This is a genomic window from Streptomyces spinosus (assembly GCF_020400655.1).
GTDB classification, from domain to species: Bacteria; Actinomycetota; Actinomycetes; order Streptomycetales; family Streptomycetaceae; genus Streptomyces; species Streptomyces argyrophylli.
Genome location: NZ_JAINRC010000023.1, coordinates 63,837 through 86,770, shown reverse-complemented (window position 1 = coordinate 86,770; position 22,934 = coordinate 63,837). Strand labels below are relative to the sequence as shown.

Genomic DNA, 22,934 nt, shown 5'->3' with positions numbered 1-22,934 from the left:
CACCGCACGGAGGTCTTTGGTTCCCTGCCCGAGGGCCGCTCCGGCACGTTCGCGTACAGCCGCACCGGCGACCTTCGGGTGGCGGCGTCTTCCCGCCGGCAACCGGCCGTCGTCCGTTTCTGCCTCACGGCGCCGTCGCTCGGCGAGGTGGGCCGCTACGCGGACGGCCTGTCCGCGGCCGGGGACGGAACCGTTTCCGTCGCGGGCGCCGGAACATGCCCGGTGGACATGCGGTCCCTTCGCCATGGCAGGAGCAGCGCGCTCGCCATGCACAACAGGCCGGCGATGAACAGTGCGCCGCGTGCGCCCGCTGCGGCGGCGACGAGGCCACCGGCGATCATGAAGGCGGCCTGGCACGTCTTCGAGCCGACGGACCAGGAGGTGCCGACGCGAGACATGAGCGCGTCCGGTGTGGCCGCCATGCGATACGTGGTGAACGACGGGTTGAAGACCCCGGCGGAGAAGAGCAGGCCGAAGTCGGCGGCCACGATGACGCACACGCCGAGGGCACCCGAGGGCGTCAGCGGCAACAGGATCGTCCAGAGAGTGCGCCCGACACCGGACAGCAGCAGAACACGACGCTGCCCGAACCGCCGGGTGAGCAGTGGAGTCAGACGTGAGCCCAGCACGCCTCCCACGCACGGCAGCCCCAGGGCGAGTCCGTACTGCCACGGCGCCAGGCCCAGATCCTTCAGCATGAGAACGGCCATCAGCGGTGAGGCCATCATGACGGATCCGCCGAAGAGCAGCGCGTTGAAGAACAGCGGGCGCAGCGCCGGGTGCCTCAGGAGGTACTGCCACCCGGCAGCGATGTCGCTGCCCAGGTGAGACGTGGCCGCGCGCTGCGGTGGCGCGGGTTCAGGCTGCCGGATGCGACGGACGCCCAGGGCCGATCCGAGGAACGACAAGGCGTCGACCACCACTGTGGCGGCCGCACCCAGGGCTCCGATCAGAAGCCCGCCGACGGGCGGGCCGGCGCTGACGCTGATCCAGTTGGTCGTCTCGAACAGGCTGTTGGCACGCAGACGGTGCTCGGGTGAGACCAGTGCCTTCAGGTGCGCCCCGCTCGCCGCGTCGAACGCGACGGACGACGCCGTCTGCAGAACGCCGACGACGCACAGCTGGATGAAGGTGAGCCTGTCGAAAGCCATGGCGACCGGAATGCTCGCCAGCATCACACAACGGGCCACATCGGCGGTGATCATGACCGGCCGCTTGTACTGGTGCTCGATCCGCACACCGAGCGGCAGAGCGATCACCGCACTGGCCACCGCGGACGACGCGGCGAGCACGGAGACCTGGAACGCGGAGGAATCCAGCACCAGCAGAGCGATCAGCGGCAACGCCCCCATGCCGACGGCACTGCCCGCCGCACTGACCGCGTAGGCGCCCCACAACCGCCGGAAGTCCTGCCCCAGCGTGTCTCGCCGTACCAACCGAACCTCCCCGGGTGCGAAGGCGCTCAGCGTAGTGACACCGAGCGCCCACTACCGCATGATCAGGCCATCACCCGACGCACCCCGGAACATGTCTCCTTCCGCAGGGGACGCGTGGGTGCCGCAGGAGCGCAGGGTTCAGTGCCGAGGTCTCGCGGAGGGCGGGGCGTCGATGACGGCCCGGACGGGATGGCAGTCGGTCGGCGGTCTTGCCGTTGCTGACGTGGTTGCGCATGTCCGGGGTGAGCCCGGTGCGTTGACGCCCGGGGTCGCCCACCGCTGTCCGTAGGCGACCGCCGCCTGACCCGGAGTGCGCATGCCTACCATCGCTGAGACGGGTCAAGGCTTCGAGCACGGTGGTCCTGGGGCCCCTGCCCCGGCCCGCGCCGATCGCGACGCCGGTGGGCGGAGTGATCGTCCAGGTCGACGCCCTCGCGGCGGGCGACGTCGGCAATGGATCCAGCGGCCGGCCTCCGGGCAGGCATCTCTGCCCAGTCCGCACACACCCGGTCGCCGCGCCGTTCGCCGGCGCGGCTTCCCGGGCGACACTGCGCCGAGGCTCCCTTGACGGCCTGACGGCGACGGCACCGGCGTCGGTGGGGGCGCTCAGGTCACAGGACCCCGGATCGCCTCAGTTCGACGAGGCGGTCGTCGACCTCGATGAGCTCGCCGCGCGAAAGGGTCCGGGCAATCCACTGACGTGCGGCGCCGTGGGCGATGAACTCCTCTGGGAGGCCGATGCCGTAGTACTCCACGTAGTCGGCCGCGTCGAGCCGCCAGAAGAAGCGTCCGTCGCTCATGACGGCTGTACCGCCGGAGCGGGCGAACTTGTTGCCCAGGACGTCCTCCGAGTATCCCATCAGGGCGATGACCGGAGTGCCGGAGCGGAGATAGCCGGCGATTTCTTGCCGCTCTTGCGTGGGGATCTCACCCGCTCGCCGACGAAGCGCGTCGGCGTTCTCCGCCCAGGCGGACTGGCTCGCGATCTTGCCGAAAATGCCGAGGGGGATGACGTCTGCCATGCGAGGTTCTCCGAACAGTTAGGCGCTGATCCCGTCGACAGGGGAACGGAGGATCCGTGTTCCTGCCCAAGGCCCGAAGCCGCCGGCACGGGCCACTCGGCCGCCGGCGGCACTGTGCTGAGCCTGGTCGGCCACCAAGGGAGCGGTGGATCTGCTCCTTGCCGGCGCCGGGTGACCAGCTGGAATTTCCGGTGGCCCAGGCAAGGTCCGTCCGGGCGTCGCCCGAGGCCACACGTCCGTGACTTCTTCTCGACGGGTAGCCGGCGTCGGTGATCACGGTGGTGCGGCCGATGGCGGGCTCGGCTTCGGACCGTGCCCACGCCCTGCCGGCGCTGCGGTTGCCAGGCAACGGTCGGCCGACGGTGGGGCAGGGGCGCCGGCCCCCGGGGCCGGCAGCACCCGATCCTCCGGTGGCATGCTTCACGGCGATCCTCCTCACCGGCCCCTGGCCGCCCGGGTCAGTCGAAGAGGGCAATGACTCCGTTGACCCAGATCGCGAGGAACGCGAGGGCCCCCACCGAGCAGCCGGTCCCCGCCAGCACACCGCCGACCGTCCACGGCCCATAAGGCGCCTCCTCGTACTTCTCCTCCAGGCCGTCCCGGTAGGAGGCGGGGTCGTCCCAGTCGACGGGATGCCCCAGCTCCTCGGCGCAGGCAGTCCGCACTGCGATCAACTGCCTCTCCGCGAAGGAGGTGGCAGCCATCGCCTCGGGGCCGCTCCAGGCGAGGGCCTTCATCCGCCACCCGGGAGACCCGTACCGCGTCTCGAAGGCGGCGGTCTCGTCGGCGTTGCGGTCCTCCTCCAGGTACATCCAGCGTCCAGCCTCGGCGGCGTCGCCGTAGAGCCGGTACACCTCGGCCAGACGCCGACGAAGCGTCAGGTCGTACGGGAAGGACGAGACGAGACCTCGCAATCGCTGGCGCGCGACGGGAACGCGGCCGGCGGCCAGGTCCGCATCGACGCGGGCAAGGGTCTCGCTCAGGGGCATGAACACATGATCGGATACCGCACTGGTTCTCGTCGACCCGGTTTGTTGCCCAGCACTTGCCACTCTGCACGATGTGCTGCCGCGCCGGGCACAGGTGCGAAGCCCGGCTGGTTGGGCTGGCGCTGGAGTGGCCACACGGGCTGCTTGTTGCGGTGGGGAAAGGCCGGGGCGCCGCCCTCGTCCGTCCCTGGCGCGTACGGCTGCGGCAGCCGGCCGGGGACGAGCGCGTACGGGCCGGGCGGGCGGAACAGTACCCAGCCGGGGTAGGAGGCCACGTACTCGGCCACGTCCTCCTCGAGGACCGTCGCTGCGCGCCCGTCCGCGGCCGCGTCCAGGAGGTCCCTCTCCGGGGCGGTCAACGACGTGCTGCGGGGGCAGGCCCCGGCCGGCCTCGGTGATCGGTCGACAGACTCGTCGTGGCTCGCGCCCAGGACGTGGGCGGCGAGGACTGACCCGCCGCCGACATGTGGCAGGTCCCGCCGGGCATGTTGGTTCTCGGGCTCCACCAGCGGCCCGTAACGATCCGTCCGCATGGCCGAAATGACCGAACGGGAGATACGACATGATCCTGGACAGCGAACCGGCAGCCCCGGCCCTCCTCACCGCGTCCGACGCGGCAGCACGCAAGCAACGGCTGCGCCGCCGTCTGGAACGGCTGATCGGTGTAGCCGCCACCGAAGGCAACGAACTCCTGCCCCTGCGCAACGGTGACGAGATCTTCCCCGCCATGCTCAGGGCGATCAGGTCGGCCCGGTACACGATCGACATGATGACGTTCGTGTACTGGCGTGGTCAGATCGCCCGGGACTTCGCCGTCGCTCTCGCTGATCGCGCGCGGGCGGGAGTGCGCGTCCGTCTGCTGCTGGACGGCTTCGGCGCCAAGGAGATCGAGCAGGGGTTGCTGGATCTCATGGACGCGGCCGGTGTGCAGGTGGCCTGGTTCCGCAAGCCCGCCTGGCTGTCGCCGTTCAAGCAGAACCACCGTTGCCACCGCAAGGCTCTCATCGTCGATGAGCAGGCCGCCTTCACCGGTGGCGTCGGTATCGCGGAGGAATGGTGTGGTGACGCCCGCAACCCCGGGGAGTGGCGCGACACCCATGTCCAGGTGCGCGGACCGGCCGTCGACGGTATCGCGGCCGCGTTCGCGCAGAACTGGGCCGAGTGCCACGACCAGCTCTACGACGACCGCGACCGCTTCGTCGAGCACGAGCGGGCCGGCTCGTCGGTGGTCCAGGTCGTACGCGGCTCGGCCAGCATCGGCTGGCAGGACATGCAGACGCTCATCCGCGTCATGCTCACCTCCGCCGAGGAGCGTTTCCGCCTGGCCACCGCCTACTTCGCCCCCGACACCTACTTCATCGACCTGCTGTGCCGGACCGCCCGCCGCGGGGTGCGTGTGGACATACTGCTTCCCGGGCCGCACACCGACCAGCGCGCCTGCCAACTCGCCGGCCAGCACTACTACACACGTCTCCTGGAAGCGGGCGTGCACATACGCCAGTACCAGCCGACCATGATGCACGCCAAAATCATCACCGTGGACTCGGTCGCCGCCCTGATCGGATCCACCAACTTCAACCGCCGGTCCATGGACCATGACGAGGAGGTCATGCTCGCCGTCCTGGACGAGACGTTCACCGCCGAACTCGACCGGGACTACGACGCGGACCTGCGGCGCAGCGTCGACATCGACCTCACCCGATGGAGACGGCGGGCCGTACTCCAGCGCGCCAAGGAAGCCGCCGTCGCTCCGATCCGGCACTTCCTGTGAGACGCCGCGCACGCCTCGGCGCGCCGCGCGATCGGACCCCCGACGGGTGTCCGTCCCCCGGCTGACGCGCGCTCGTGACGGACCCGAGCCCGCATGGCGCGCTCGTCACTACCCGAGCCCGCATGAGCCTCCTCCGCACGTGATCGGGGGTTCCGCCGACCCGCCGACCCGCCGACCCGCTCCCGCGCATCCCGCCGGACCGGATGATCACCCGGTCGGGCCGCGCTTCGGCTGATCCGGCACGGCCTCAGCCGGGTGCACATCGACGCGTTCACGTCGGCGTCCGCTGGGCCGCGGACAGGAGCGGCCGCTGCCGGCCGGCCACTCGTGAGCAGGCCCCGACGCGTCGCGGATCCAGGGCTCGGCCGCCGCTCGCGCCGTCCACGCCGCGACGGCCACCTTCACCGGCCACGACTGGGCGATCAGCGATCGCGAGCCGCCCATGGCTGGGCGAGGGTGATCGGAGACCTGCCCTTTCATCGGCTCACCGATGTCCCGCATTGCAAGGAGCACCGCCATGTCCGGACGCAATACCGTCATCCGCAGCCTGCACGATCTGGGGCTGGCCGCGTGGTTCGGTGGCTCCCTGATGGGCGCGGTCGGTCTCAACGGGGCCGCCAGGCAGGAAGGCGGTACGGAGACCGCCCAGGCGCGCATCGCGTCAGCCGGGTGGAACAAGTGGACGCCGGTCAGTGCGGCCGCGGTCGCCGCGCACCTGTACGGAGGCGGGGGCCTGCTCGCCGCCAACGCCCACCGGGTGTGCACGCAGAAAGGCGTGGCCGGCTCCACCACCGCGAAGACGGTCGTCACCGCGGCGGCACTGGCCGCCACCGCCTATGCCCGCGTCCTGGGCAAGAAGGTCGAACTCGCCTCCTCCCCCGACCCCGAGGACACCGAGAAGGCGGCCAGGCACCCCATCGACACCGCCAAGGCCCGGCGCCAGCTCGCCTGCGTGCAGTGGGCGGTGCCGGCCCTGACCGGCTCCCTCGTGGTCCTCAACGCCCTGCACGGCGAACAGCAACGGCCACTCGAGCAACTGCACGGCATGTGGGAGCACGCCCGCGCCGTCACCCCGCTCCTGCCATGACGGTCAGCCGGTCGCCGGCGCCCCTCGGGGACGCCTCGGAGGCTGAGCACGTCAGGGGCCCGTTCGGCGCCGGGTCGTGAGGGCGTCGGCACAGATCGGCCGAGACGGGTGCACACGGGCAGGCATGAGAACCGCCTGAGAAGGAACGTGTCACAGCACAGCTGACTTCACCTTCCAGAAAGGATCACCCGTGTCGCAGGTCGAGGAATCCATCGAGGTCGACGTCCCCGTGAGCGCCGCCTACAACCAGTGGACCCAGTTCGAGGACTTCCCGCAGTTCATGGACGGCGTCGAGCGTATCGAGCAGCGTGGCGACACCCTCACCCACTGGGTGACGAAGATCGGCGGAGTCATGCGGGAGTTCGACGCGGAGATCACCGAGCAGATCCCCGACGAGCGGGTCGCCTGGACCAGCGTCGGCGGTGAGGCCAAGCAGGCCGGCGTCGTCACCTTCCACTACATCGACGAGGCCACCACCAAGGTCATGCTGCAGCTCGACTACGAACCCGAGGGGCTGGCCGAGACCGTCGGCGACAAACTCGGCTTCGTCAAGCGGCAGGCCACCGGCGACCTGAAGCGGTTCAAGGAGTTCATCGAATCCCGCGGCGGCAACGAGACCGGCGCCTGGCGCGGCGCGGTCTGACACCACCGACCGGGGAACGCCACCCGGTCATCTGCGCGGGCGCGGGGCCGGCTCTTTCGCCGGACCCGCGCCCGCGCAGGCCGGGCCGACGCTGAGCGACCGTGCGTGTGCGGCGCCGGCCCGCGGGCCTGCCGTACGGGCGTGTGCGTTCGCCTGGTCAGTTGTCGAGGCGTCGCACTGTCACGGCGCGTCGTGGTCCGCGGGTCTTCGCCGTGGCAGGGGGCTGCGTGGCTGCCGCGCGTGCCATCGCGGTGAGTCGCGCGACTTGCTCACCCATGCCCCGCGTCCCGGTCAGCGGGGTGTGCGCGTGCGGCCAAAGGGTCTTGGCGAGACAGACGTGCCGGGCGCCGCCGAGGACGACGACGGGGTCGAGTGCGCTCAGGCCGAGTCGTTCCGCCTGTTCGCGCAGCTCGGGGGCCGTCACTGCGTCGGGATGCCCATGCGGGACGTCGTAGGGGTCGATCTCGTCACCGAGGTCCAGCAGACCGTGGAAGGCGGAGAGAATCACGAGCCGATCCGGCTGGAGCGCCTCGGCCGCCCTTCGGCAGGCGCGGTGGTACGAACCGACGTACATGTCCGCAGCGCGGGCCCGATGGTCCAGCTTGCGCGCACCGCAGGGGACGACGACCAGTTCCGGCCGGAAGCCGTCGGTGTAGTCCGTCCAGTCCATGAAGATTCCCTTCCGCTTCGCTTGTGACGGGAAATGGAACGCGGTACGGGGCTACGGCCGTCGCGGCACGGAGGGACACGTGGCCCTCGGATCCGGACGTGACGTTTCGGACCCTCCCGCACCGATTTTTAGGCGACCGGTCGTATATTGTGTGGGAGGTATTAGCTACCACCAGGGAGCAAGCAGGTCGTGGCATCGGCGTGCGGGGTCGGCGCACGATGACGGGTGGGAGACCGGAGCGGCGGTCCCGTCAGGATCAAGCCGGGTCCCCTGGTTGCGCCGGCCGGCCTTCGAGCTTGAGCGATCCCACGACCGGGAGGCACCCCATGTACCACAAGCAACCCGGAGCGGGTCCGCTCACGGTGAAGGTGTTCGTCTTCCCGGGGGTACGGCTGCTCGACGTGACGGGCCCCATCGAGGTCTTCACATCCGCGAACGACTGGGGTGGGCAGTACCGGGTCCAGGTCGTCTCCGAGGACGGCGCGGACGTGGTCACCGCCGCCGGGACGCGTCTCGCCGCCGACCTGTCGGCCGGCGACGTGCACGACACCTGCGACGTCCTGGTGGTCCCGGGCGGTCCGGACTGGGAGACGCTGGTCAAGGACGACGCGCTGCTGGACGCCGTACGGGGACTGAGCGGCAGGGCCCGGTGCACGGCGTCGGTGTGCACGGGAGCCTTCCTGCTGGCCGCGGCGGGACTCCTGGACGGCCGCCGAGCGGCGACCCACTGGCGGCAGACGCGTGAACTGGGCCTGCGCTACCCGTCGGTGCGCGTCGAGCCGGACGCCATCTTCGTGCGCGACGGGAAGATGATGACCTCCGCCGGTGTCAGCGCCGGGATCGACCTGTCCCTGGCCCTCGTGGAGGAGCACTACGGGGCGGAGGTCGCCCGGGCAGTCGCCAAGGACATGGTCGTCTTCATGCAGCGGCCCGGTGGCCAGTCCCAGTTCAGCGCCCGCTCCCGGGTCGCGAACCCGCGCCAGGAGATGCTCCGCGAGGTCTTGGACGCGGTCGCGGAGAACCCCGGGGGCAACCACTCCCTGACGGCGATGGCCCGCAGGGCGGGCGTCAGTGTCCGCCACGTCACGCGCCTGTTCTACGAGGAGGTCGGCACCACTCCGGGCCGGTACGTGGAGCAGGTCAGGCTGGAGGCCGCCCAGGCGATGCTGGAGACCGGTGACGACCCCATGGCGGTGGTCGCGCGGCGTACGGGTTTCGGCTCGCCCGAGTCGCTCCGCAGGGCCTTCGTGCGTCACCTGGGGGTGACACCGGCCGCGTTCCGGGCCAGTTTCCGGACGACCGGCCCGGGCACCGGCGGGCGCACCTCCACGACCGACCCGTCGTAGCCCAGGCCTCCCTGCACGGAGGGCGTCGAGGGCTGTCCGACCGCCCCTCGACGGCTCCTCCTCCCCCGGTCTACGGCCGCCTCCCGGACGGCGTCGATTTGAGGTCTCACCGCGGCGGACAGGCCCGCGCGGTAGCCGGCCGGACGGACACCGGATCCGGTGCCTCGGGGCGCGGGGGGGGGTTCGGCACCTGGATCCCGTTCATCGCGGGGGCCGGGGTCGGTGAGCCATTCGGCGAGGACCGCGGCATGGTTGCGGCCCGTGTCCCGGGTGGCGGTCAGCAGGGTGGGGCCGCCGTGTCCGGCCAGGTTCCGCAGTCGGGCAGCCGCGTCCTGGTGCCGCGCGTCGCCGCGTTGCGTCGGTTGCCATGGCGCCCTCCTCCGCCTTGCGACGCACAGCACCAGACCCCGCTCTCCCATCCGGCCTGATCCGGCCTGATCCGAACGAAAGACCCTAGCCGGCCGCCGTCCCGGCGGGGTCCGGCCAGCGGCTCGTGACGACCTTGCCCCGTGTGTAGAAGTGCACGGCTTCGCTGCCGTACATGCGGTGGTCGCCGAAGGCCGAGTCCTTCCAGCCACCGAAGGAGTGGTAGCCCACCGGCACCGGCATCGGCACGTTCACGCCGACCATGCCGGCCTCGACCTCCAGCTTGAACCGGCGGGCCGCACCGCCGTCGCGTGTGAAGACCGAGCTCGCGTTGCCGAACGGGGAACCGTTGATGACGCGCATGGCCTCCTCGTAGGTCTCCGCGCGGACCACGCACAGGACGGGACCGAAGATCTCGTTCCGGTAGGCGTCCGAGTGCGTACTGACCCGGTCGAGGAGCGAGATGCCCATCCAGTGCCCGTTCTCGAAGCCCTCGACGGTGAAGTCTCTGCCGTCCAGGACCACGTCGGCGCCCTGGGCGGCGGCGCCGGCGACGTAGTCCGCGACCTCGTCGCGGTGTGCCCGGGTGACCAAAGGGCCCATCTCGGACCGCGGGTCGTTGCCCGGGCCGATCCTGACCTTCGTGGCCCGCTCGACGATCCGGGGCACGAGCGCGTCGCCCGCGGAGCCGACGGCGACCACCACGGACACCGCCATGCAGCGCTGCCCCGCGGAGCCGTAGGCGGCGGTCACGGCCGCGTCGGCGGCGGCGTCGAGGTCGGCGTCGGGCAGCACCAGCATGTGGTTCTTCGCGCCGCCGAGGGCCTGGACGCGTTTGCCGTTCGCGGACGCCCTGCGGTAGACGTGCCGGGCGACCGGCGTGGAGCCCACGAACGACACGGCCGCCACGTCCGGGTGGTCGAGCAGCGCGTTCACGGCGGCCTCGTCGCCGTGAACGATGTTGAGCACACCGTCGGGCACACCGGCCTCGGCCGCGAGCTCCGCGAGGAACATGGAGGCGGAGGGGGCCTTGCTGCTCGGCTTGTGGACGAAGGTGTTCCCGCAGGCGATCGCCATGGGGAACATCCACATGCCGATCATCGCGGGGAAGTTGAACGGCGAGATGCCCGCGACCACACCCAGCGGCTGGCGCAGCGACTCCACGTCGACGTGGTCCGACACCTCCGTGGACGTGTCGCCCTTGAGGGCCGTGCCGAGCCCGCAGGCCAGCTCGACGATCTCCAGGCCCCGCGCCACCTCGCCCAGCGCGTCCGCGTGGACCTTGCCCTGTTCGGCGGTGATCAGCGCGGCGAGTTCGTCCCGGCGCGCGTCCAGCAGCTCGCGGTAGCGGAAGAGGACCGCCGTCCGCCGCGCGAGCGGTGACAGGCGCCAGGTGGCGTAGGCCTCCTTCGCCGCGGCGACGGCGGCATCGACCTCGTCGGCTCCGGCCATCGCGACCCGTGTGGTGACTTCTCCGGTGGCCGGGTCGGTCACGGGGCCCCAGGTGCCGGACGCGGCCGTGGCGTCTCCGAACGGCTTGCCACCTATCCAGTGGACGACGGTCTTCATTGGCGGAACTCCTTCAAAGGTGACGGTGGCGGGCAGCCAGGCTGCGGACAGCCACTGAAAGGGGGTTGAGGTCAGCCGGACGTGTCGCGGCCCGGCCATGGATGCGCGTGCGCCGCCCGGGCGAGCGGGACTGCCGACGTCGAAGCTACTTCTCCGATCCGCGCGTGCGGGCGGTCCGAAGCCGTACGGCCCGAAGTGCCTGCCTCGTGTCCCGAAGTGCCGTGGGGTGGATCACTCGCGTGCCGAACGCCGGCGCGGGCGGGCCGCCGGCCCTCAGCCGGTGGCGGGGCGTGGAGGACCACCGCGTTCGTGCGGACGCCGGCGGCCGGAGTGCCGGACTGCCTCCGCCGTACGTCTCCGCCGCTGCGGCGGGTGGCCCAACACCATGCGGCGAGGCCGGGATCCGTCAGCGGAAGGCCGCCTCCACGAGCTCCTTCTGCTCGGCGGCGTGCCGCCTGGCGGAGCCCACCGCGGGGGCCGAGGCGGGCGGTCGGCCCGTCAGTTCCGGGGCGCGGCCCGCCAACCGCTCCACGTGCGGCCTCACGAAGGACCACGCGCCCTGGTTGCCGGCCTCCTCCTGCACCCACCGCACCTCGGCGTCACTCGGGAAGCGGGCGAGTTCTGCGGCCAGTTCGGCGTCCGGGAACGGGTACAGGCGCTCCAGCCGGACGATCGCGGTGTCCCGCAGGCCGGCGTTGCGCCGGTACGCGTCGAGGTCGTAGAAGACCTTCCCCGAGCACAGCAGCACGCGCCGGACCCCGGCACCGTCGACCGCTCCGTCCGGCAGGACCGGACGGAAGGAGCCCGTCGTGAAGTCCGTCAGCCCGGAGGTGGCCTCCTTCAGCCGCAGCATCGACTTGGGGGTGAACACCACCAACGGCCTCCTGCGCTCGGTGAGCGCCTGCTGCCTGAGCAGGTGGAAGTAGTTGCCGGGCAGCGTCGGGACGGCGACGGTCATGTTCCCCTGCGCGCACAGCTGGAGGAACCGCTCGATCCTGCCCGAGGAGTGGTCGGGACCCTGCCCCTCCAGGCCGTGGGGCAGCAGCAGCGTGACCCCGGAGCGTTCCCCCCACTTCTGTTCCGACGACGCGACGTACTCGTCGACGACGCTCTGCGCGCCGTTGGCGAAGTCGCCGAACTGGGCCTCCCACAGCACCAGGGCGTCGGGCCGCTCCAGCGAATAGCCGTACTCGAAGGCCAGCGCCGCCATCTCGGAGAGCGACGAGTCGTAGGGGGTGAAGTCCGCCGTGCCCGCGCCGAGCCCGTTCAGCGGGGTGTGCTCCGCCCCGGTTCGCCGGTCGGTGAGCACCGCGTGGCGCTGGCCGAAGGTGCCGCGACGGGAGTCCTGACCGGCCAGCCGCACCGGAACCCCCTCCATCAGCAGCGAGCCGATCGCCAGGGTCTCCGCCGTGGCCCAGTCGACGGTTCCGGCGTCCAGCATCGTGGTGCGCCTGCGCAGCTGCGGCAGGACGCGCGGGTGGACGGTGAAGTCCGCGGGCTGCCCGGTCTGAGAGGCGATGACGTGCCGGGCGGCGGCCTCCGTGATCGCGGTCGGCACGCGCGCGGCGGTGTCGTCCCCGGAGCCCGTGGGGGTGGCGGGCCTGCGGAAGCCGGCTCCCGGCAGGGCCCGGGTCTCGGCGAAGGCGCGTTCCAGGCGCTCCCGGTAGTCCCGTAGGGCGCCCTCGGCCTGCCGCTCGTCGATGGCCCCGCTGCCGACCAGCGCCCGGGCGTACAGCGTGCGCACGGAAGGGGTGGCGTCGATGCGGTCGTACATGCCCGGCTGGGTGATGGACGGGTCGTCGACCTCGCTGTGGCCGTGCCTCCGGTAGCAGATCAGGTCGATGACGACGTCCTTGTGGAACGTCTGCCGGTAGTCGAAGGCCAGGCGTGCGATCCGGACGACCGCTTCGGGGTCGTCCGCGTTGACGTGGAAGACCGGGGCCTCGACCGTCCGCGCCACGGCGGTGGCGTAGGTGCTGGAGCGGCCGCTGGCGGGCGAGGTCGTGAAGCCGAGCTGGTTGTTGATGACGACGTGCACCGTCCCGCCGGTGCGGTAGCCGGGCAGCTGTGACATGTTCAGCGTCTCGTAGACCACGCCCTGCCCGGCGAACGCGGCATCGCCGTGGACGACGACAGGCAGGACGGGGAAGGCCTCGCCGCCGCCGTCGGCCAGGTCCTGCTTGGCGCGCACGACCCCCTCGGCCACCGGACCCGCGATCTCCAGGTGAGAAGGGTTGGCCACGACGGAGACGGCGACCGAGCCGCCGTCCGGGGCATGGTAGGTCCCTTCCGCCCCGAGGTGGTACTTCACGTCGCCGGTCCCCTGGGCCGACAGGATGTCCACCGCGTCCTCGAACTCGTGGAAGATGCTCCCGTACGACTTGCCGACGATGTTGGCGAGGACGTTGAGCCGGCCCCGGTGGGCCATCCCGATGACCGCCTCCCGCATCCCGCGCCTGACGCAGCGGTGCAGCAGCGCGTCCAGCAGCACGATGGCCGACTCGCCGCCTTCGAGCGAGTACCGCTTCTGGCCGACGTACTTGGTCTGCAGGAACGTCTCGAAGGCCTCCGCCGCGCCCAGCCGGTAGAGGATCTGCAGCTGGTCCGCCCTGTCCGGCGGGGGTGCGGGCGCCTCGATCCGCTCCTGCACCCAGCGGCGCTCCTCGACGGCCTGGATGTGCATGTACTCGGCGCCCACCGTCCCGCGGTAGGAAGCGCGAAGGACGTCCAGCACGGCGCGCAGCGTCATGGTGTCGCGCCCGGCGAAGCCGTCGACGACGAACTCCTCGTCCAGGTCCTCCTCGCTCAGCCCGAATGCCGCGACATCGAGCTCCGCGTGTGCGGCCACCGGTGCGACGGCCGCGAGGGGGTCGGTGTGGGCCGCCAGGTGTCCGCGTGCGCGGTGGGCGTGGATCAGCGCGTTGACGCGTACGGCCTTGAGCGCCGCCTCGCGCGCGTTCCGGTTCGGGGACGGCGTGCCCGTAGGCTCACGCCAGCCCGTCGCGGAGGCCCGGGCGACGAAGAAGTCCCTCCACTTCTCGTCGACCGATTCGGGATCGTGCAGGTAGCGCTCGTACTGCTCGTCCACGAGCCATTCGTTGAGGCCGAATTCCGGTCCTTGGAGCGCCCTTTCTCCGGCGCTGGATGTCGACGCCACTGGGTGGATCGCCTTCTTTCCTCGTTCGGGACAGCCGATGGCGGGCGCGTTCGTGTGTGCCCCGTCATCCGCGCATCGCTCCCGGCGGGGGTGCGCCCCCGTTCCGTCGCGGTGGCGTGCGCGCATCGCTGACCGTGTGGCACCACCGACGCTACGGCGGCGCCGGGCCTGCGCCGAGGTCCGAAGGTGCCGGGGCGGCGTCACATCAGGACGTTTCCCGGCGCCGTGCCGTGCCGGTGGACGCGGTGTCCGCCGGGAGCGGGGGCCGGACGTCCTGATGTGAGGGTGCCATGGCACGCCGAGCGGTGCGGTGGCGGCCGGACGCCGGCGTAGCGTCGTGGGGCCAACGAGCCGACGGCTGCGGCCGCGGCCCGTGCGCTGTTGGGGCGGGGAGCCGGTGTGCCGACTGCCGACGGTGGTTCCCGATCAGAGGAAAGAAGCGTTCTCCGCCGTGACATCCCATCCCAGCGACACCCGGTCCCTCCCGCCCCGGAGCGGGCCGGGGACCCGGCACGCCACCCATGCACGCCCCCGGTTGCCGGCGGCCGGCGGGACGCGACGTCCGCACCTGGGCCCCAGCTGGTTCGCGGCCGTCATGGGCACCGGCATCGTCGCCAACGCGGCGGTGACGTTGCCGCGAAGCTCCCCCTGGCTGCGTGACGCCGCCAGGGTGGTCTGGGCGGGGGCTGCGGTGCTGCTGGTCGTCCTCGCGGTCCGGTACCTCGGGCAGCGGGCGTTGCGGGTGCACGTCACCGATCCGGTGCTGGCGCCGTTCCTCGGGGCCCCGCCGATGGCACTGCTCACGGTGGGCTCGGGCACGCTGCTGCTCGGCGGGCCGGTGGTCGGGGCGCGGACGGCCCTGACCGTCGACTGGGTGCTGTGGTCACTGGGCACCGCCCTCGGCCTGGCCGCGGCCTGCGCGGTGCTGTTCGTGATGGTCACCCGGCACCGCTTCGGGCCGGACGCGGCGTTCGGCGGCTGGCTGATGCCGGTGGTGCCGCCGCTGGTCTCCGCCGCGACGGGCGCACTGCTCGTCCCGCACACACCCGCCGGCCAGCCGCGGCTGGCACTGCTGCTCGGCTGCTACGCGATGCTCGGGCTCGGCCTGGTGGCGGTGCTGCTGGTGCTGGCGATGGTCTTCAGCCGCCTGGTCCACCACGACGCACCCACGGGAGCGGTGGTGCCCACGGTGTGGATCGGTCTGGGCGCCGTCGACCAGGCGGTGACGGCGATGGGCACCCTCGCCGCGGCGGCGCCGAGCGCGTTGTCCGGGCCGTACGCACGGGGCGCGGCGGCCTTCGCGCTGCTCGGGGGAGTCGGGCTGTGGGGCTTCGCGATGCTGTGGCTGGTCCTCGCCACGTCGCTGACGGTACGGCAGTTGCGGTCGGGTCTTCCGTTCGCGCCGACCTGGTGGTCCTTCATCTTCCCGCTGGGCGCCTGCGTCACCGGCACGAGCGTGCTGGCCGCCCGCACCGGGTCGCAGCCCCTCGTCTGGACGGCGGTCGTGCTCTACCTCCTGCTCGCGGCGGCCTGGGCGGTGGTGGCATGGCGTTCGCTGCGTCATGCCGCCGGACACGCCGGCCGCAGGGAAGCCCGGACGTGAATGCGGCCCCCGCCGTCTCGGGCAGCGACGGCTGTGGTCACGACCGTGTCCTCACAGACGGTGCATCGACGCTCACTTCCCGGAGTCGGTCCACGTCGCCACGAGTGCCGCCAGATCCGGGAAGCGGGGACCGGAGACCGTCTCCGCGGTGGGTTCACCGTTGAGCCAGCACACTTGCTCGGGGGCGCCGTCGCCGGTGTCGAACAGGCAGCACACTCCTCCGCTGTCGGCGGTGAGGCCGGTGAACGCCTTCCTGATGCCGGCCGACTGCGCGAACAGGCGGCTCATCCGCGACGTCGCCGCCCAGCACTCCACCGACGTGTAGCCGGGGTGGAGAAGGGACTCGAACCGGACCGTCACGTAGATGTACCCGATCCGGACACGCCCGTCCGCCGGGGGTTCGACGCCGTTCGTCTGCGCGTCGTGGCGCAGTGCGTCATCGACGTCGAACATGAGGGACGTGTCGAGCTCGAGCGTGCTGTGCCTGGAGCAGTCGACCGGCTCGCTCGTGAAACGGGACGTGAACGGGAGGACGAGCCGCTCACCGTCGGGCAGGGTGACCTCGAGCGGCGGGACGGCACGAGCCGGTGGCGCCAGCGCGGCCAGGTGGGTCAATGCCCTGGCGACATTCCGAGGACGCAGATAGATGTCGTAGCCGTAGACCAGCCCCACGTGTTCCCCTCTCCCGCATCGAGTCGCACCCTCTCACGACTCAGGCGCGGAGTGAGACGGGACGCGGGCCACCTTCCTGATGTCGCCGACGCCCGAAGCGCGTCACGGCTTCAGGGCCGGGGCGGTGCGGGTCACTCACCCGTTCGGTCCCGCCCCGGCCCAGCGACGCCGCCGCCGGGGCGAGCCGGCCGGGGTCGGTCCAGTACTGGCCGGCTCCCTGGTGGGAGCGACTCGATCGGCCCGCTGTGGTCCCGGCGCCGTGGCGCGGGGGCCGCTGCCGAACCGACGGGTACCGGTGCGCACCGCCAGGACCATGGTGAGGCGCTCTACTCGGTGTTTCCGGGGCGCGGTTAAGGTGCGGGCATGAGCAACCAGGCCCCGACGCTGGAGGACGTCGCCCGTGAGGCGGGTGTCTCCCGGGCGACCGTCTCCCGGGTCGTGAACGGTGTCCGCAACGTGGACCCGGCGATCCAGAAGCTGGTGCACCGCGCGATCGAGCGGACCGGTTACGCCCCCAACCGGGCCGCCCGGTCGCTGGTGACCCGGCGTGCCGAGACGGTGGCGCTCGTGGTGTCCGGCGCCGGTGACCTCTCGCGGGAGACCCAGGAGGCCTTCGTCGCCCGGACCTTCGCCGACCCCTTCTTCGGAAGGGTGGTTTCGGGGATCGTCGGCTTCCTGCGGCCACGCTCCATGTACCCGGTGCTGATGTTCGCCGAGTCGCCCGAGGACCGGCAGGAGGTGCTGACCTACCTGCGGCAGGGCCGTGCCGACGGCGCGCTCGTCGTCTCCACCCACGCCGACGACCCGCTGCCCGCCCTGCTGGCCGAGGCGAAGCTGCCCACCGTGCTGTTCGCCCGCCCGGCACGCGAGGTGCCGGTGAGCTACGTGGACCTGGACCACCGGCACGGCGGACGGCTCGCGGCGGAGCGCCTCCTGGCCCGCGGCTGCCGCGGACCGGCCACCGTGACCGGCCCGCTGGCGCTGCCGGCGAGCCGGGACCGGCTCGCGGGTTTCCGCGACGCGCTGGCCCGTGACGGCCATCCGCTGGTGCCGGTGGCCGAGGGCGGCTTCACCGTCAACAGCGGTGTCGCCGCCATGGAGCGGCTGCTCGCCGGACACCCGGACGTGGACGGCGTGTTCGCTGCCAACGACCTCATGGCCCAGGGCGTCTTGCACGTGCTCCGTGAGCGGGGCAGACGGGTGCCCGAGGACGTCGCGGTGATCGGCTTCGACGACTCGGGGGTCGCCCGGGACTGCACTCCGCCACTGACGACGGTGCGCCAGCCGGTCGAGCGGATGGCGGCGGAGATGGCCCGCCTCCTCGACGACCTTGTCCGCCGGAACCGTACCGGCCCGACGCGTGTCCTCTTCGAGCCGGAACTGGTCGTGCGGGAGACCGCGTGACCGGGGCCGGACACCGACGCCTGCCGGCTGTCCGTCGCCTGGCCCCCACGTGGTGCCGGGCGGTGACGGGCCCGTCGACGCGAAGGGCTCCGACTCTTACGGCTGTTGGGCCACATCGACGGGTGGTGACCGGTCCCGCCGGGAGCGGACCGGGGGCCCGGCCGGTCCCGCGGCGCGCGGGACCGGCCGGGCCGAGGGGCGGGACCGCCGTTCAGGGCAGCCGGTAGTCCGTGTTCAGGGCCGCACCGGCTTCCGGGTGTGTCTGGTCGTAGCCGCGGGCGTCGCACTGGAGGCCGCCCACGATGCAGTGGTCGACCATGGCCTTGAGCGTGCGTTCCTCCCACGCGTTGAAGAAGTCGTAGTGGAAGGAGTAGCCGCGTCCGCTCGCCAGACGCACCTGGGACATGTCGCCGTTGACCGGGAAGGCCATCTTGAACTCGATCATCGGCAGTGCCACCGGATGGTCGTCGGGGCACATGTTGTCGTTGGTTCCGGGCTTGACGACCGGGTACGCCATGTGGCTCTTGTGGTCCGGTGTGTCGAGGTACTTCCCGTCCCAGCAACTGGGTGCCTGGAAACGGATGTTGAGCTGTACGTCGGCCCGGTTCGGGCAGCTCGTGGGGATGTCGGTGTTGAAGTAGCTGTCACCGCACTCCCAGCCCTCGACGAAGCCGCGGTGGTGGCGGAACTGGTCGGCGCTCTGCATCGGATCGCCCACCACGAACCGCAGGCCCTTGGGGAAGGGCCGCACGCTGGTGTAGTCGGTGACGCCGGCCTTGTAGTAGATCGTCTGGGGGCCGACGGGCAGGATCTTCTGGTCGCCCTTGTACAGCGAGGGCATCCAGTATCCCGAGGCGTCGGCGGGTGCCTTGCAGGTGGTGGCGCCGCCGTAGAGGGAGGCCGTGGTGCTGCCCGCGTCGGTCGAGGTGTTGCCCATGAAGGTGTGGTCGTGGGACTTTCCGGGCTGGCCCGGGTAGACGATCGGGTCGTCCGGAGCGGTGTGCGTGACCGAGCAGTTGGCCTGGAACTCGTGGAAGTAGCGTGGCGGCGGGGTCTTCGTGGACGGTGTGACGCCGGTGACCTGCGGCACGGCGGGTATGTAGCCGTCGCCGTCCGGGTCGTCGCCGGACGCCTGGGTGGACACGGCCATCACGTGCCCGGTGTGGGCGACCGCCGTGGCGGGAACCTCGCGGCTGTCACCGGCGGCGGAGAGGGTGCCGACACCCAGGACACCGGCGAGCAGGGCGGTGCCGAGGAGGAGTGCGGGGAGTCGCTTCGGACTCGATCTCATGAGGGTCTCCTGCCCGTGGGGTGGGAAGAGGGCCCGCGCGCACGGTGTGTGACACGCGGGTGGTGCGTTCGGTGCGGTGGTGGCGGAACGCCGCGGTGGGTGCCGTCACCTTCGTGCGGGGCACAGCCGTCAGCCGTAGATCCCCAGTTCGTGCAGGGAGTAGCCCCAGCCCGTACCGCGTGCCGTCAGCTGGAGGCGCACGTAGCGGCCGGTGGCCGAGACGTCGAGGGTGTCGACGTCACCGTCGCCGGCGGTCGTGGAGTACACCGGGCGCCAGGTGTTCGCGTCGTCGGACACCTGCACCTCGTAGGACTTGGCGTAGGCGGGGTCCCAGACGAGCTGGAGCCTGCGCAGGGCCTTGGGGGCGCCGAGGTCGACCTGGAACCACTGCGGATCGCTCCAGTCGCTGGCCCAGCGGGTGTCCGCGCGGCCGTCGACGGCCAGGGCCGGGGTGCAGGGGCAGTCGCCGTAGGACTGCTGGGAGGAGGAGGCGGTCGCGGGCCGGTTCAGTGCCAGGTTGGTTCCGCTCACCGGCGGGGCGACGACCTTGACGGACCTGGTCTCGATGCCGGCGTTGCCGTGCCCGTCCTCGGCTTGCACGTAGACCTTCCACACACCGAGCTTCTGGGGCGCGGTGACCGTGAAGTTCCCGTTCCCGGTCGAGCGCCACTGCGCCTCGACCAGCCGCTTGTCCCCGTTCGCGTAGTTGCCGCTGAGGAAGACCTTGTACGTGACCGCGTCACCATCCGGGTCACGGACGTCGGCGTGCACGGTGAAGTCGCCGCCGGCGGGTGCGGAGGAGGCCGGGGAGACGGTCATGCCGCTGATGACCGGGGGCGTGTTCCCGAGGGACGCCGAGCCGGTGTACGCCTTCTTGACGGCGTAGTACGACAGCCGCTTCAGCCCGTCGGGGACGAGGTTGAACCAGACGCCGCCGAAGTCGTGTTCGGTGCCGTAGTGGAAGAGGGTGGCGCCCAGGGCCACGCCCTGGTGGCCGGTGACGCAGTTCCAGGCCCTGGTGTACCCGTCCGCCTTCTGCACGTCGGTCGGCTCGTCGGGGACGCCGTTGACGTCGTCGGGCACCTCCCACTCGCCGGCCGGTCCGGTCTCGGTGATGATGTACGGCTTGGTGTACCCCCCGTCGATCCAGTCCTGGCGGACCTTGCACACGTTGCTGTACGAGTTCATCGCGTACAGGTCGAGATCGGGCGCGTTGCGCTTGTAGTACGGCCAGGCGCCGGTCCACGCGTCGGTGGAGGTGACCGGGTGGTCGGGGTCGATGCCGTGGATCTTCTTGGCGACGTCGTTGACGAAGCTCGTGTAGGCGTTGCGCTGGGCCTCCAGTTCGTTGCCGCTGTAGCAGTTCTGGAGGCCGAGGACCGACTCGTTGCCGACGTTCCACATCAGCGTCGCCGGGTGGCTCTTGTAGGCGTCCACCCACTTGGCGAACTCGGTGAGCATGGAGTTCTTGTACGCCGTGTCGGTCACGTAGTTGACGCAGCCTCCGGCGCCCGGCCCGCCGCCGGGCTGGAGCCAGAAGCCGTTGATGACGCGGAGCCCGTTGGACGCCGCGGCGTCCAGCAGTGCCTTGCTCGAACCGTCGGTGCCCCAGGTGCGGATCGTGTTGGCACCCATGGCCCTGACGTCCGGCAGGTACCTGGGCGCGTCGGAGACCGCGGGGCCCCAGGTGACTCCCTTGACGGTGTACGGCTGGCCGCCCACGGTCAGGCGCCAGTTGCCCTGGCCGCCCTCGACCTTCACGGCGCCCGGGGCGGGGGGCGGTGTGGTGCCGCCGGCGGAGCCGTAGACCTGGAACTCCCACAGCGAGTACCCGTATCCGCCGGACCGGGCCAGGCCCTGCATCCGCACGTAGCGACCGCTCCCGGACACGGCGAGGTCGTCGGTGCCGCCGTCGCCGCCGGTCACCTTCTTCAGGGTGTGCCAGTCACCGCCGTTGTCGGACGCCTGGATCTCGTAGTCCTTGCCGTAGGCCGACTCCCAGGTCAGCACCACACGGCTGAGGTCCGACACCTGGCCCAGGTCGACCTGGAGCCACTGCTGGTCGCTCCACTGGCTGGCCCACCGGGTCCCGGTGAGGTCGCCGTCCACGGCCGCGGCGGCCGCGTAGCCGTCGCCCTCCTGTGAGGAGGCGGTGGCGGGTTTGCCCTGGGACAGGAGGGTGTCGGCCGCGTGCGCGCCGGGGGCGAGCGCCACGGTGAACGAGGACGCGAGGAGAGCGCCGAGAGCGATGAGGGGAACGGCCGCACGGCGGCGCAGGGAGGGGGTGGTAGCCGGTCTGGACAACGGTGCTCCTGACGGGTCGGGTGGGGTCGGGTCGCCGAGGACAGGACGTGGTGCCTGAGGGGGCCGTCCTCTTCGGCCCCCTGAACCGGTTCGCGGTGTGGGGTGCGCCGGCCACGCTCCCGCGGAACAGGCCGTCGATGTGCGTGCCTTACGGGGGCTGGCGTCCCCCGCGGGCCGCGGTGCGGTGCACGCTACGGCCCCTTCCGGGCCGGGCCGGCCTGCCCCGCGTCGTTGCCGACGTGCTCGTACCGGCCGTCGCCGCCCGGGAGACGACCAAGGCGTCGTGGAGTGTTCCTGCCTCGACGCCGGTACGGGCTCGCCCTGCGGCAGGAGCACGGGGGCGACCTGTGAGGTGCGGCATCGCTGCGCTGGTACCGAGAGCGGACACGAAGTCGTCTCCTCGGGAGCGGAGTTGAGGGGGGCGGGTGAAACTGGGAGAGCGCTCTCCCGACCATGCCCGGCGGTCACCCCGGGGTCAAGGAGTTGAACCCCTTTTCTTTTGGCTTTACTTAAGAACGAGCCCGATGGTCCTTTGCGGTAGACCAGTGCCGCGAAGGGAGGCGGTCAGCCGGCAGGCCCTGGCCGGAGTCCAGTCGCCCGTAGCGACGACCCGCTGCGCGAACGGAGGTCATCTCGGAGGTGCGCGGTGATCGGTGCGCGGTGATCGGCAAGCTCACGGCCGGCCGTGGCTCCCTTCGTGAGGGGACCTCAAGGGAGTCGCATCACGGTGCCGGATCCGGCGGCACGACCGTGGTGACGGAATGCGAAGGGCTGGCCTTCCTCGAGCGCGACAGGTTCTTCGAGCACCACGGTCACCTCGGCTCCGTGATACGGCCGGACCGTCTCGGCGCCGGCGGGCAGTGTGACGGTGCCCCAGACCACGGCGGTGCGGGTGTAGAAACAGAGACGCTCCCCGGAGACGACGTCCGCACTGCCCTGCTCCTCGGACAGCAGGGTGATGTCGGCAGTGAAGCCGGTGTGGGCGCCGACCGATCCTGGCGCCGCGAGCACCTGTCCCCGCTCGACGGCGTCCGCGGCAATGCCACGCAGCAGCACTCCCACGTTCATCTCCGCCCCGGCCTCCGCGATGGACATGCCGTGCTGTTCGATGCCCTCGACGAGAGCGGTCGCACTGCCGCCCAAGCCGATGATCTCCACCGCGTCGCCCTTGCGCACCCGGCCGCGTTCGATCCGACCCGTCGGCATGACGACCCTGCCCTGACGCAGACGAAAGACGTCTTCGACGGGCATCAGGAACGGCTTCTCCGCTGTGCCCACCACTGACTGGCCTGAAGACGCGTCCATGAGTGCCCATCCTCCCTTGTGACCGAGCGTGGCAGCCACGAAGGGAAGTCAAAGACTGACCACGATCGCCGGCCGCCCGGCCCAGGGGCCGACGCGGGCGGTGTGAAGGCCGAAGGAGCCGTCCGGTCCGGCTTGGACATCCGGCGGTTCCACGCCGTCGCGCCTCGGTGGGCGGAGCCGTTCGCGGTGATCACGCTGCCGCCTGTCCGGCATCACCGCGACGTCCTCGGCACCGCCGACGGTGTCGCGTAGGCGGTCTCGTCAGGCGTTCCGGAGCTTACGTCGTCCACGCGCGTGCC

Annotated in this window: 18 protein-coding genes and 1 pseudogene; 6 read left to right on the top strand and 13 right to left on the bottom strand. The window is 71.4% G+C overall.

Annotated features, from left to right (window positions below; all coding sequences use genetic code 11):
- Positions 1 to 155 precede the first annotated feature (155 nt).
- The 4 genes and pseudogenes from LG395_RS35045 to LG395_RS35030 form a co-directional block, all read right to left on the bottom strand.
- Positions 156 to 1,436 carry an MFS transporter gene (locus LG395_RS35045; protein ID WP_308071479.1) on the bottom strand — a complete coding sequence of 427 codons (1,281 nt, stop codon included), beginning with the start codon at positions 1,434 to 1,436 and terminating at the stop codon, positions 156 to 158.
- A 611-nt stretch (positions 1,437 to 2,047) separates the two neighbouring features.
- The gene (locus LG395_RS35040) at positions 2,048 to 2,458 is read right to left on the bottom strand and encodes a hypothetical protein (protein ID WP_225812910.1); all 411 of its coding nucleotides are present in this window, start codon (positions 2,456 to 2,458) and stop codon (positions 2,048 to 2,050) included.
- A 232-nt stretch (positions 2,459 to 2,690) separates the two neighbouring features.
- Positions 2,691 to 2,819: pseudogene (locus LG395_RS35035) on the bottom strand (IS5/IS1182 family transposase); the annotation flags it as partial.
- 97 nt (positions 2,820 to 2,916) lie between these two features.
- Positions 2,917 to 3,447, bottom strand: a complete 531-nt coding sequence (locus LG395_RS35030; protein WP_225812859.1) for a DUF6584 family protein — start codon at positions 3,445 to 3,447, stop codon at positions 2,917 to 2,919.
- Between the two features lie 562 nt (positions 3,448 to 4,009).
- On the opposite strand from LG395_RS35030, the gene LG395_RS35025 reads away from it, so the two are divergent.
- Positions 4,010 to 5,218, top strand: a complete 1,209-nt coding sequence (locus LG395_RS35025) for a phospholipase D-like domain-containing protein (RefSeq protein ID WP_225812858.1) — start codon at positions 4,010 to 4,012, stop codon at positions 5,216 to 5,218.
- Between the two features lie 207 nt (positions 5,219 to 5,425).
- On the opposite strand, the gene LG395_RS35020 is transcribed toward LG395_RS35025, so the two are convergent.
- Positions 5,426 to 5,737: a hypothetical protein gene (locus LG395_RS35020; protein ID WP_225812857.1), complete on the bottom strand. Its 312-nt coding sequence runs from the start codon at positions 5,735 to 5,737 to the stop codon at positions 5,426 to 5,428.
- Here LG395_RS35020 and LG395_RS35015 point away from each other — a divergent pair.
- Complete coding sequence (locus LG395_RS35015) at positions 5,736 to 6,305, top strand: hypothetical protein (RefSeq protein ID WP_225812856.1); 570 nt, start codon at positions 5,736 to 5,738, stop codon at positions 6,303 to 6,305. The two genes, LG395_RS35020 and LG395_RS35015, sit on opposite strands and share 2 nt — an antisense overlap.
- A gap of 190 nt (positions 6,306 to 6,495) precedes the next feature.
- The gene (locus LG395_RS35010) at positions 6,496 to 6,948 is read left to right on the top strand and encodes an SRPBCC family protein (protein ID WP_225812855.1); all 453 of its coding nucleotides are present in this window, start codon (positions 6,496 to 6,498) and stop codon (positions 6,946 to 6,948) included.
- Positions 6,949 to 7,105: 157 nt separating this feature from the next.
- Here the strand turns inward: LG395_RS35010 and LG395_RS35005 are convergent, their stop codons facing one another.
- Positions 7,106 to 7,618, bottom strand: a complete 513-nt coding sequence (locus LG395_RS35005; RefSeq protein WP_225812854.1) for a DUF6884 domain-containing protein — start codon at positions 7,616 to 7,618, stop codon at positions 7,106 to 7,108.
- Between the two features lie 326 nt (positions 7,619 to 7,944).
- Here LG395_RS35005 and LG395_RS35000 point away from each other — a divergent pair, with 326 nt between their 5' ends.
- Positions 7,945 to 8,964 carry a GlxA family transcriptional regulator gene (locus LG395_RS35000; protein WP_225812852.1) on the top strand — a complete coding sequence of 340 codons (1,020 nt, stop codon included), beginning with the start codon at positions 7,945 to 7,947 and terminating at the stop codon, positions 8,962 to 8,964.
- On the opposite strand, the gene LG395_RS34995 is transcribed toward LG395_RS35000, so the two are convergent.
- The 3 genes from LG395_RS34995 to LG395_RS34985 form a co-directional block, all read right to left on the bottom strand.
- Positions 8,871 to 9,383, bottom strand: a complete 513-nt coding sequence (locus LG395_RS34995) for a DUF488 family protein (RefSeq protein WP_225812842.1) — start codon at positions 9,381 to 9,383, stop codon at positions 8,871 to 8,873. The two genes, LG395_RS35000 and LG395_RS34995, sit on opposite strands and share 94 nt — an antisense overlap.
- 34 nt (positions 9,384 to 9,417) lie before the next feature.
- Entirely contained in the window at positions 9,418 to 10,899 is a 1,482-nt protein-coding gene (locus LG395_RS34990; RefSeq protein ID WP_225812837.1) for a CoA-acylating methylmalonate-semialdehyde dehydrogenase, read from the bottom strand.
- A 406-nt stretch (positions 10,900 to 11,305) separates the two neighbouring features.
- Positions 11,306 to 14,182 carry a multifunctional oxoglutarate decarboxylase/oxoglutarate dehydrogenase thiamine pyrophosphate-binding subunit/dihydrolipoyllysine-residue succinyltransferase subunit gene (locus LG395_RS34985; RefSeq protein ID WP_225812836.1) on the bottom strand — a complete coding sequence of 959 codons (2,877 nt, stop codon included), beginning with the start codon at positions 14,180 to 14,182 and terminating at the stop codon, positions 11,306 to 11,308.
- A 325-nt stretch (positions 14,183 to 14,507) separates the two neighbouring features.
- Between LG395_RS34985 and LG395_RS34980 the strand changes: the two genes are divergently transcribed.
- Positions 14,508 to 15,659: a TDT family transporter gene (locus LG395_RS34980; protein ID WP_225812835.1), complete on the top strand. Its 1,152-nt coding sequence runs from the start codon at positions 14,508 to 14,510 to the stop codon at positions 15,657 to 15,659.
- A gap of 72 nt (positions 15,660 to 15,731) precedes the next feature.
- Here the strand turns inward: LG395_RS34980 and LG395_RS34975 are convergent, their stop codons facing one another.
- Entirely contained in the window at positions 15,732 to 16,331 is a 600-nt protein-coding gene (locus tag LG395_RS34975) for a hypothetical protein (protein WP_225812834.1), read from the bottom strand.
- A 363-nt stretch (positions 16,332 to 16,694) separates the two neighbouring features.
- Between LG395_RS34975 and LG395_RS34970 the strand changes: the two genes are divergently transcribed.
- Entirely contained in the window at positions 16,695 to 17,735 is a 1,041-nt protein-coding gene (locus tag LG395_RS34970) for a LacI family DNA-binding transcriptional regulator (protein ID WP_225812832.1), read from the top strand.
- 211 nt (positions 17,736 to 17,946) lie between these two features.
- Here LG395_RS34970 and LG395_RS34965 read toward each other — a convergent pair whose 3' ends face one another.
- The 3 genes from LG395_RS34965 to LG395_RS34955 all read right to left on the bottom strand — a co-directional run bounded on the left by LG395_RS34965 (position 17,947) and on the right by LG395_RS34955 (position 22,635).
- A complete protein-coding gene (locus LG395_RS34965) occupies positions 17,947 to 19,026 on the bottom strand; it encodes a DUF1996 domain-containing protein (protein ID WP_225812830.1) in 1,080 nt (359 codons plus the stop codon).
- Positions 19,027 to 19,155: 129 nt separating this feature from the next.
- Positions 19,156 to 21,330, bottom strand: a complete 2,175-nt coding sequence (locus LG395_RS34960; RefSeq protein WP_225812828.1) for a discoidin domain-containing protein — start codon at positions 21,328 to 21,330, stop codon at positions 19,156 to 19,158.
- Positions 21,331 to 22,038: 708 nt separating this feature from the next.
- Complete coding sequence (locus LG395_RS34955) at positions 22,039 to 22,635, bottom strand: EF-Tu/IF-2/RF-3 family GTPase (RefSeq protein ID WP_225812826.1); 597 nt, start codon at positions 22,633 to 22,635, stop codon at positions 22,039 to 22,041.
- Positions 22,636 to 22,934 lie beyond the last annotated feature (299 nt).